Origin of the sequence: Anabaena sp. UHCC 0204 (assembly GCF_009711975.1) — a bacterium.
Lineage (GTDB): Bacteria > Cyanobacteriota > Cyanobacteriia > Cyanobacteriales > Nostocaceae > Dolichospermum.
Genome location: NZ_VIKW01000065.1, coordinates 1 through 10,370, shown reverse-complemented (window position 1 = coordinate 10,370; position 10,370 = coordinate 1). Strand labels below are relative to the sequence as shown.

8 protein-coding genes and 1 pseudogene are annotated in these 10,370 nt (G+C 36.5%); 6 read left to right on the top strand and 3 right to left on the bottom strand.

All coding sequences use genetic code 11. The features are described from left to right. Positions 1-327, top strand: a pseudogene (locus tag FJR04_RS24165) (DNA polymerase I); the annotation flags it as partial. A 9-nt stretch (positions 328-336) separates the two neighbouring features. On the opposite strand, the gene FJR04_RS24160 reads toward FJR04_RS24165, so the two are convergent. From FJR04_RS24160 to FJR04_RS24150, 3 genes are read right to left on the bottom strand one after another with little or no spacing between them, the layout of a single operon-like run. After that, a complete protein-coding gene (locus FJR04_RS24160; RefSeq protein ID WP_168499658.1) occupies positions 337-4,194 on the bottom strand; it encodes a HEAT repeat domain-containing protein in 3,858 nt (1,285 codons plus the stop codon). A 19-nt stretch (positions 4,195-4,213) separates the two neighbouring features. Then, on the bottom strand, positions 4,214-5,674 hold the full coding sequence (locus FJR04_RS24155; protein ID WP_168499656.1) for a triacylglycerol lipase: 1,461 nt from the start codon (positions 5,672-5,674) through the stop codon (positions 4,214-4,216). 44 nt (positions 5,675-5,718) lie between these two features. Further along, positions 5,719-6,702, bottom strand: coding sequence for a GUN4 domain-containing protein (locus FJR04_RS24150; protein ID WP_168499654.1), 984 nt, complete (start codon positions 6,700-6,702; stop codon positions 5,719-5,721). 184 nt (positions 6,703-6,886) lie between these two features. Here FJR04_RS24150 and holA point away from each other — a divergent pair, with 184 nt between their 5' ends. The 5 genes from holA to ssb all read left to right on the top strand — a co-directional run. Next, complete coding sequence (gene holA / locus FJR04_RS24145) at positions 6,887-7,852, top strand: DNA polymerase III subunit delta (RefSeq protein ID WP_168499652.1); 966 nt, start codon at positions 6,887-6,889, stop codon at positions 7,850-7,852. Positions 7,853-7,969: 117 nt separating this feature from the next. Then, positions 7,970-8,965, top strand: a complete 996-nt coding sequence (locus FJR04_RS24140; RefSeq protein WP_168499650.1) for a DNA polymerase III subunit delta' — start codon at positions 7,970-7,972, stop codon at positions 8,963-8,965. A 120-nt stretch (positions 8,966-9,085) separates the two neighbouring features. Continuing rightward, on the top strand, positions 9,086-9,511 hold the full coding sequence (locus tag FJR04_RS26355) for a hypothetical protein (protein ID WP_254445393.1): 426 nt from the start codon (positions 9,086-9,088) through the stop codon (positions 9,509-9,511). Positions 9,512-9,607: 96 nt separating this feature from the next. After that, on the top strand, positions 9,608-9,901 hold the full coding sequence (locus tag FJR04_RS26350) for a hypothetical protein (RefSeq protein WP_254445391.1): 294 nt from the start codon (positions 9,608-9,610) through the stop codon (positions 9,899-9,901). Between the two features lie 224 nt (positions 9,902-10,125). Beyond that, the coding region (gene ssb / locus FJR04_RS24130) for a single-stranded DNA-binding protein (RefSeq protein ID WP_168499648.1) at positions 10,126-10,370 on the top strand (245 nt) is incomplete at its 3' end.

Here is a 10,370-nt window from a genome sequence, read left to right as displayed (position 1 = left end):
ATTGCTTTGAACTACCTGACACAATATCTTCTGTCAAAGGCTAAGGCAGAACAATATTACCAGAAATTAACAAAGGTTATTCGTGCTGGTGATTTTCCTGTGGAACAGTTACAGGTTACTCGGAAAATTAAGAAGGGTGAAAAGGCTCTTTTGGTTCTGGGTAATACTGGGGATGTTGTGACGTTTTATCAAGGAATTACGGGGTTGACTAATTCTGAAGCCTATTCCAGTGGATATTATTTGGAGTTGATTGCTAAAAAACGAGATGAGTTACTTTCGGTTGTTGAGCCTCAAGGTGATGTGGGGAAGCAGTTGAGTCTGTTTTGAGTGGGGAGTTTACTGCTGAGTTGAGACCAATTCAGGATAAACAGGAATGAAATCTACTTTTGATTTGTTGAACTTAATTACTAGTTTCCTTGCTAAGTAAAATACGTCAGGGTCATAAATATTTACTTCAGTCTGAGAGAGTTCTATCAGCCTTTTTAAAGTCTCTTCTGTAGAACATTCCTCCAAAGCCGATGCTACTGCTCTTATAACGTTCCTGTTATTGTCTTTGAGAGTTAAAATTAATGCTTCCATTGCTTGCTCGTTACCTTTTCCTATCCTACCCAAAGCAAAAGAAACCTCAATTTTTAATTCACTGCACTTTGTATTTTTGATAACTTCAATTAAGTATGAAGTCCCTTCAGGATTATTAAACCTACGCAAATCCTCTTTCGCTTGATTTCGGATCTTATCAATGAAGTATTCATCAGAAGTATCAATTTCAGCAATTATCTTTGGAAGCATATTAATATCAATACCAGTATCTGAATTAGTCGGGGCTGGCTTATTACTATTACTATTCTTTTTACTCTGAATATTTCTCCAAGCTAATTCAGCCTTGTTTCTAACTTTCTCATTCTGGTGGTTGTTTTTAGTATCTACTAAGATTTCCTCTACCTTCAAGTTATCGATCTCACCCAAAGCCTTAAGTGCTGACGATTTTACGAACTTATTTGTATGTTTGCAAGCTTTGATTAAGGCTTGTACTGCTTCTGGGCTGCTAATCTTACCCAAATCTATTATTACGGTTTTCCTAATGTCATTAATGTTATTAATATCAGTATCAGAGTCATTTTCCTCATTGAAGGTTGTGATTAAGGCTTGCACTGCTTCTGGGCTACCAATCTTACCCAAAGCTCTTGCTGTCGTTGTTCTAGTTTGAATATTTTTCTGTTTGTCGTTCAGAACTTTGATTAAGTATTTCATAACTTTCTCATTAGTGATTTCACTCAAAGCCCATATCAACTTATTTTGAAATTCTTGAACATCTTTGTTAAGAATGTAGCCACTGATTTCATTGATGGCATTAACAATCGCTTCTATTATTTGTATTTTGTCGTTTTCTTGTCTTGTTTCATTACCGATCTTGGCTAAAGTCTTGGCTGCCGAAATTCTACTGTTAATGTCTTCTTTTTTATTATTCAGAAATTTGATTAATTCCTCTATTACTTCGTGGTTGCCAATTATAGCCAAAGCAGAGCATATCTCATACTCTTTATTGTTACCATATAGACTTTGAAAACTAGAAACATAGGATGGGTCTTTGAAGCATTCGATTAATGGCTTAATTGCATCCGAAGTGCCAATGTCACCTAAAGCCAAAGCAGACTGTCTTTTTAGACGGGGATTAGAGCTTTTTAAAGTAGCATTCAAGGCTAGTATGGCTTCTGAGTTGCGAATTTCGCCCAAAGCTAATGCTGCTTCGCTTCTCACTTGTTCAGTTTCTTTGGTGTTTTCAAGAGTTTCTTTCAGCATATTGAACATCTGCGAATTTACTTGCCCGATAGTTACAACAGTCGAGCGAATGAAGTTAGCAGATGGAAATTTGTGCCAGAAGTTATAGATGTCTTCTACCAAGTCGCTATCATCCAATTTACGTTCAGCAAGACATCTACCTGCTAATAACTTCAAAGTATAGAATATATCATCTCTTTGCTCTTTGATAGATTTGATAAATGCTACTGCTTTTAGTTTCTTTTCTATCAATCCCGTCAATAAAGTTAAAGTTTCATGCCATTCGTATTGCCAAATATGTTTTATTGCTTCCTCTATAACATTTTCATCGTTTGCTAAATACAAAGCTGTGAAATACTCTTGAAAAGTTCGATGCAAAAATAGATAATGACTTTCTTCATCGTTTTCTTCTGATTCCATTTTTTGCAGAATGCCATCCTTCTCTGATATTTCCCTAATTAAGTCTATTGGTTTTGAATTGTTTAAATCAGATTTTATTTCATTATCTTCATTGTTTAAAACTTGCTCAATAGCCCCGTTGAGTTCATGATAATGAATATTATCCTTGCTATTGCTGGATAAATTATAAGCAATTTCTGACAACAATTTAACTTTTGCTTCCTTTCGTTTCACAATATCTACTTCTTTTTTTCGTTCTTCATCCCATTCTTTCAACATGAAATCATCTATAGTTTGGCGATAAATTTCAGTACGCTTTGCAGGAAGAGTTGGAGGTTCAGGTTTATTATACATATTACAAATCAAAGATAATAGCAGTGGATTTTGAGCTAGTCCCATTATTTGAGGTTTATTACGCAGTTCGGTAATTAATCTTTCTACTAGCGAATTGTCATCAATAAACCAGCTAATATATTGTTCAATTTGGTTTTGACCAAACGGTACAATTTCAACTTCAACTACCTTATTACTATTACTATTACTATTGAAAAAAATCTTATCATAACCGACAATTCGGGATGTACAAATAATTTTACCTGCATAAATTGAAGCAAAATCATTTAACTTTCTTTTTAATATATCTCGGTTTATTGGTGGTACTTCGTCCAAAGCATCCAAAAAAACAAGGCATTTTCCATCTTTTAAATTTTTATTTAATATAGGAAATACTTCTTTTGGTAGGTTTGATATTTTTTCGATAAGTTCTGGAATTACATTGATGATTTGGCTATCTTCGTTTAATTTTTTTGCTATTTGTGATAGTCTTAGAAGAATCGGAAAGTTCAAATCCTCATCATTTATGATTGTAATTATACCAAAATTATTTTTTTGCTGTTGTGCAGTGTTCCAAGCATCCATCCTTAATAATGTAGATTTTCCCATACCTGGATCGGCAAGAACCATGATCACTTTGTAATCTTCTTTTGCCTTTGCCTCTTCCCAATTTACTTTGTAACGCTGTGCCAGTTCGTTATCAAAGCCTTTATAGGCGTAGATCCTTTTGAGTTCTATTGCGTGTTCACTATATATCAAAGGGGTTTCCACTAGAGGTTGAGAAATTCTTTCCGAAGTTACTTGAATAGGAATATATCTGAACTTTTCCTTGGATTGAATATCGGAGTTATTCTTTAATCTATTCAAATCAGTTTCTATATTGTTTAAAATAATACTAAAAAAATTCTTGACATCCTTTTCAAGAAGCACTGCTTTACCGATTTCTGAATCCATATCTGGAAGACTAATTGGCAAAGGTTGCCAACTTTCTTCGTGATATATTACAGCAATATCTAATGCAAATTGTGGAGATCGATTTGTTTCTGGCTCAAATTGTTTACGACCTGCGATAATAGCTTGCTCAAAAGTTAAAAATCCATTAATTCTATCAGATCCCTCTGGGGTTGCTGAATTTAAACTATCACTTTGGGCAAAGCCAGTAGATTCTATGAAAAGATATTGACCAGAATCAACTAAGTCAATAAAATTTGTAGGGTTATTGCTGTCAGTAAGAGATAGCAATCCTGATCCTGTCTTGAATAATTTATCATATTCTTTTCGTTGACGGGCTTTGTAATCTCCAAACCCGTGATTCAAAGATACAGCTACTAATGCATGACCTTCAATTATAATTAAAAGTGGCAGTAATTCATAAGTTAAACATACCCCACAGAAAAAAGCTGCTAGATCCAGACAAGTGCCTTGACGAGGACTACCTATAATTTCACTTGGTTCACGTATAATTTGTTGTGTATCATTTGATTGATCATATTTTTCCAGAGCATACTGTATATTTAGGTTGCATAAAGTATTATATATAACCTCAGTTAATAAGTGACGACCATTAGGTTTTTTCAACAAATCTAATTGATTTTGAGACAATGGTAAAAATTGGCCAGCCTCTTTATGAACGTAACGGGCTAAACCTTTTTTATCAGATTTAAGCCAGGCTTCCCTCGTCATACAAAATACCCCTGTTTAATTATAAAACTACAAAAACGTCTTTTATAGGTGTTGGACATAAAGGATTCTTCATACTTGTTTCTACCTCCAATCGATACAACCCTAGTGAAAGTTTATCAATCGTCAATACCCACTGATCATCCTGTTGTCTAAAATTTAATTGGATTGGTTCTTCATTCTCTTTCACAGGAGCGATTGTGGCTTGAAGCACACCAATATTTGTATTTAAGTTCAAAATTTTAGCCCGCAGTTCAATAGGTTCACTGGCAACATACAAATCATCAATATTAAGACTAATAGTTGCACGTTGGTTTTGTATAAGACCTAATTTACCCCTGATTGGTACATTTGGATTTTGTGTATCTTCAAGGAGTCTGATCACATCATCAAAAACTTGGAGGTTACTCTGTAAACAACTATGACTTTCTACAATATATCTTGCAGACAATTTCCCATCTAGTTCTATAGGACTTGCTGATAGGCGAGGTACAGTTCCATCTCCTTCAGCTAATGCAATATCAAGTTTTTGATTATTTATTGTTGGTAATTCATAGCTGGTTTGTATTTTTCCGTCAACAAGCTCAACAGATTGAAAAGTGTTTTGACTACAACCAACAAAAGGTATTATTTGATAGCTATCTTTGAAATTTAGATATTGAGCATCTTTTTGGTGTTTCTCTACAGCTTGCTCAATTTCTCGATGGAATGCCAAAGCTTTTTCAGCCCGTTTTTTATCAAGATGAGGAATTCCTTGTGTCTCGACTACTTGCTGGTAGTTTTCGCCAATTTTGACCATCGGGTATATTGGTATTAATTGGTAAACCGAAGTAAATGAACGGACTATATCTGTGAGATCAGCAAATCCTAGTCTCTGCTCATTAGCTAGATAATTAACTGAGTTAACTGCTCCTCTATAAGGAGTACCAAAAGTTACCAAAGCACGACAGTTTTGCCACCCTTCTAATACTTCTAAATAATGACGAGCAACTAAACCTCCCATACTGTGAGCTAGAATAATTACCTTAGCCTTCTCATTACCAGTTTTTTCACGCCACTGCGGTAAGCGTTTGTCAATTAGCTGTTGCAATTTTCGTGCAGCAACTCTGTTATCACGTCGCCAATCGTAGGAAAACTCGAAAAAATTAGCTGGGTTGTTATCATGTATTTCTCCTTTTGTTACATTAAATTCTTCAATAATTAAATTTGAGATGGATGAATAATCATCAGTTTTAATCAATCCACCAATTACACCAGGAACTCTTATTAAACCAGTTGCTTGAACTCCATCTTCTAAATCATCTCTAAGGTAGTCATCTTCTCCTTGAATTTTTAGGTTTTGCAAATTATCATTTAAACCTGACATTGCCCAAATAATATTACTAGTATCCCATAGTTTTTTACCTTTTTCGAGTTGTAGAATACTACCCATAATGCCTGGTATCAGGACAATTATATCCTTCATATTCATCTTTTTTGCCATTATTTGCTCCTGTATTTTACTATCTTGATATTTGTGTGAAAAAATTAAAGAATTGTACTGTCTAAAAGAGTACGAAAAAGAAGACTTTTTAAGAGTTCTACACCAGAGCGTGTTTGTATCAAACGTCCCATAAAGGGTTCTGATCTTGATACCCACAATGGCAGGTTAAACGGTAATTGATTAATCCAATTCTCCTCATCCGCTATACAAATACCTCCAAACGGGAGATGACCCATTGGTGCTTGTTTGGAAAATTCTAAGTCTTCGTAATCTAACCAATCGTCTTCCAATCGCCAGCCAACACGATCACATAGTTCCAAATAGTCTTCTCCGACCTCTTGCCAGATTTGTTTTTGAATACTTAAACCAAAACGTGCTTCGCTATAGTTTAGCCAAAGTTTATCAATAGCAACCAATTCAGCACTAGGAAAATTTTCAATATCATCATCAGTCAGCCAACCTCTTTCTAGTTGACCTGCTATCTCAAGGATGATCCTAACTGTTTCCAAGTCTGCTTGTTTCCATTGTTCGGCTTTTAAATATTTTTCCAGTTCAGTTAATTTTACTGTTAGCTCATTTGAAGTGGCTTGAGTGGGCTTATCTTTTGTATGGGACTCCAATTGCTTAATGTATGTAACTCTCCCAGCACCTTCCACATAAGTGTCCGGATCGAGATAAGCAAAATAATCTTTTCCCTCTCTCACAAAAGCCTCTTCAGGACAACCAAATTGCGAACGATGAAATCCGTCATTAAACCCAAATCGGCGTTTTATAGAACCTCCAACAGCAATGAAATGTTGAAATTCACCATCTTTGAATGAAACTTTTGGTAGTCCGTCGAAACTAGATTCTGTATAGTTTACACCTTGATATCTAAATTGCGCTTCTAAAACCTCGATAGTTTCATCCCCATTACAATTTAACTGGGATTGGTCATAGGTAAAATGTCCCTCATATTTCTTGCTTTTTAACTGCCCTGAAACTATATTTACAGTAAATTTATAGGTGATGATAGAAGAATCTTGCATAGTAGTGAATAGTTTTATCTCAAATAAAGATATATGACAATTAGCCACAATAACAGTACCATCCTACATTTTGTTTTTAGTGTAAAGTTAGAAATATTTACAACACATTAGACATTATCGAAAATACTCAGATAAGAGAGCTAGAGCTAACGCTCATGTACGACAATTGTATTGCCGTACTACAATGCCAACATACCTATACTTTGGTGAAAACGAATTTTTTCTAACTCGCACCATCAAACAACTAAAAACCCACACTCTAGATCAACAATGGGCAGACTTTAACTATACAGAATACCCCCCAGAATCTAAAGAAACCATTCCTCAAGCATTATCCGATATCATGACACCACCTGTTGGGAGTGGAGGACGATTAGTACATTTGCCCAACAGCACATTACTGGGAGTTGGTTCAAAAGAAATTTTGTTGCAGTTGGAGTCCATTCTCCCCAAAATTCCCTCAACAAATACCCTCGTTATCACCAACACTCACAAACCTGACGCGAGAAATAAATCCGTCAAACTCCTACTGGAGTACGCACAGGTACAAGAATTTCCTCTCATTCCCCAATGGCAAACCCAAGCATTAATACAGCAAGCTCGTACTTTAGCTGACGAAGTAGGTGTAACACTCACTACTGATGCTTACAAAGTATTAATTGATTACACAGGCAATCATACACGACTGATATTCACCGAACTAGAAAAGCTCAAAACCTATGCCTTGGGTAAAACAGTCAACGGGGATATGGTGAAAGAATTAGTCTCAGAAAGTGCTGCTAATAGTTTACAACTAGCCAACGCCATTCGCTTGGGTAACATTGCTCAAGCATTAGAATTAAGCGATCGCTTAATTAACTGTAACGAACCCGCTTTAAAGATTACCGCTACCCTGACTACTACCTTTCGCACTTGGCTAACAGTCAAACAGATGATCATCACCGGGTGTCAAGACGACAATAAAATAGCCCAACTTGCAGACGTGAAAAATCCCAAACGCTTGTATTACATCCGCCAAGAAGTTGCTAATTGTTGTGTAAACAAGCTGAAAAATAGTTTGAAAATGCTGTTGGAACTAGAGCTAATGCTCAAATCTGGTGTAGATGAAAAACTCGCCTTGCAAACTCAAATTATCAAACTTTGCTCGTAGGTACTACTTCTTACAAATGCAATAGACACCTCGGAAATTTAACCTAAAATGCTCCGTTTGTTGGAGAGGCATTAAATTTCTGGAGATGTCTAATCAACAATTTCCAAAACTCAAAAAATGAAGCAACTTGATTTACTTCATGTCACAACAGACCTTTCTGTTTGTGAACCTTCTCAAAGTCTAGATTCCGAATCTACACAGCCAATTGCAGAAAACTGGCAGTTATCAAAAATCATTGGCCAAAATTTAGCGATATCTTTACTCAAAGCTGCAATTACACACAACCGAATTGTCCCTGCTTACTTGTTTGCTGGAGCAGAGGGAGTAGGAAAATCCTTAGCTGCTAAATGCTTTATCGCTGAAATTTTCAACATCCAAAACCTAGCTAACTGTCCTGATATTTTATGGGTTGAACCAACATATCTACACCAAAAACAGTTGTTAAGTGAAAGTGAAATAGCAGCTTCTGGGGTACTGCGAAAATCTCCATCCCAAATTAGAATTGAGCAGATTCGAGAAATCACCCAATTTCTGGCTACCTCTCCTCTAATTGCACCTTACAAAATTGTCGTGGTAGAAAATGCTGAAAGAATGCCACCCACTGCTGCTAATGCACTCCTGAAAACCTTGGAAGAGCCAATATCCGGCACAATTATTCTCATTTCATCCCAACCCCAAAGGTTACTTGCTACAATTACCAGCCGTTGTCAACTGATTCCTTTCCAGCGACTAAACAACACCCAAATGACCACAGTTTTAGAAAATGTGGGACGTTCTGAAATTCTCAATCACCCAAATGTTATACAGTTTGCGGGTGGTTCTCCAGGGTATGCGATCGCTCACCATGATCAACTCCAATCTATCCCACTATCAATTTTGCAACAACTAATTCAACCTCCTAGCCATCTGTTAATGGCGTTAAGTATCGCCAAAGATATTGAGGTGCAATTAGATTTTCATCAACAACTATGGCTGCTGGATTACCTGCAATATTGCTGGAAGGAATTTCTCAGTGATCACAGTTGGCTGTTGAAACTGGAAGATGCCAAAAACTCTCTGTTGAAAATGGCCTCTCCCCGATTGGTATGGGAAGTTTTACTATTTTCCGACTAATACCAAAAACTACATTTTCAACGCAGTCTGTCTAAACATCATCAAACATACCAAACAACATTTTTGGACAAAAGGATTGCGCTATGCGCTCTTGTGGTGAACTAAATCAAACAAAAAACCATGAGTGCCATTATCAATAATTACCGTCAATTGGATGTAGCATTTCTCCTGCTCAACGACTTGACAACAAAACTCCGCACGGCTGGGGCAAGAATCTCCGTTAGGAAAGTGGGAAATTTCCACAGAATTACCGTTTTGAAAGAACCCACTGTAGCCAGTATTGAGCAAATTCTTGGTGACACAAGCAGGGATACAGAAACGCCTAACCTCAGTAGTAATGATGCAATTATTTCACCCTCTGAAAGCACTCCGTTACCAGATGATACTCCTAGTGAAGATGGTGCTAATACAGTACCTACCGTAAACGAAGAAATTGAGGATAATTCGTTAGTTGAAGCGATCGCTCTACCCGAATCATCTGAATCTATTACACCACCAGATGATACTCCTAGTGAAGCTAGTAGTCTATCAAGCTTGAAATTGTGAGTTATCAAATTTTACCAGCGTTTGTTAGTAATACTTTCAAACTTCGTTAACACATAAAATTAATGTTGACAGACTACTAGTAGCAATATTGTAACTGTGGTGAGTGAAGATATTGATCATAGCAGTGACAGCAATGATATTATTCCCTGCGACACAGCAGAACTAATCACCGATTCAACTGATTCTCCTACACCTGATCACTCTTCCTCAGAAGTAACAAATATTCCCGATTCTCCAGAATTAGCAAGTTTGGAAAATTTGCAATCACTAACTCTAAAAAGACTAAAGGAGTTAGCTAAATTACACAAAATCCCTGGTTTCTCTCGCATGAAAGAAGAGAAATTAGTAACCAAATTGCATGGTTTAGCAACCAAAGAACAAATTTTGTAATAGTCATCACCCTCAAATCTCTAGTAGATTTGGGGTTATTTTTTACGCAGTTTTTCCCCAATACAACCAGTAATAAATGCGCTAGGCGCAATCAGGTTTGATACTGGGCTGTATCCAATAAAGCCTCAAATCAGCCTGTAGCAAATCATTCGTTTAGTTGCATAACCGAGAATGCGCTATCGCGCTAATACTGTGAAAAAAATAGATTACCCAAGGAAAATAATATGACTCAGCAATACGTCAATAAAGTTGATTTAGTTGGTCGCGTTGGTCAAACACCTGATGTTCGCTATTTTGAATCTGGTGCAATGAAAACATCCTTGACTCTTGCTGTCAAACCTCCCTACAGAAGTGAAAATCCCCTCTGGTTTGATTTAGAACTTTGGGGAAATATTGCTCAAGTTGCAGCAGACTGGGTTCAAAAAGGTTCGACTATTGGGATCACCGGTGAAATAGTCTTTGACAGGGG

Excerpts from the sequence above, each read along its gene's own strand:
- FJR04_RS24160 (WP_168499658.1), bottom strand. The coding sequence starts at position 4,194 with ATGACGAGGGAAGCCTGGCTTAAATCTGATAAAAAAGGTTTAGCCCGT.
- FJR04_RS24155 (WP_168499656.1), bottom strand. The coding sequence starts at position 5,674 with ATGGCAAAAAAGATGAATATGAAGGATATAATTGTCCTGATACCAGGC.
- FJR04_RS24150 (WP_168499654.1), bottom strand. The coding sequence starts at position 6,702 with ATGCAAGATTCTTCTATCATCACCTATAAATTTACTGTAAATATAGTT.
- holA (WP_168499652.1), top strand. The coding sequence starts at position 6,887 with ATGCCAACATACCTATACTTTGGTGAAAACGAATTTTTTCTAACTCGC.
- FJR04_RS24140 (WP_168499650.1), top strand. The coding sequence starts at position 7,970 with ATGAAGCAACTTGATTTACTTCATGTCACAACAGACCTTTCTGTTTGT.
- FJR04_RS26355 (WP_254445393.1), top strand. The coding sequence starts at position 9,086 with ATGAGTGCCATTATCAATAATTACCGTCAATTGGATGTAGCATTTCTC.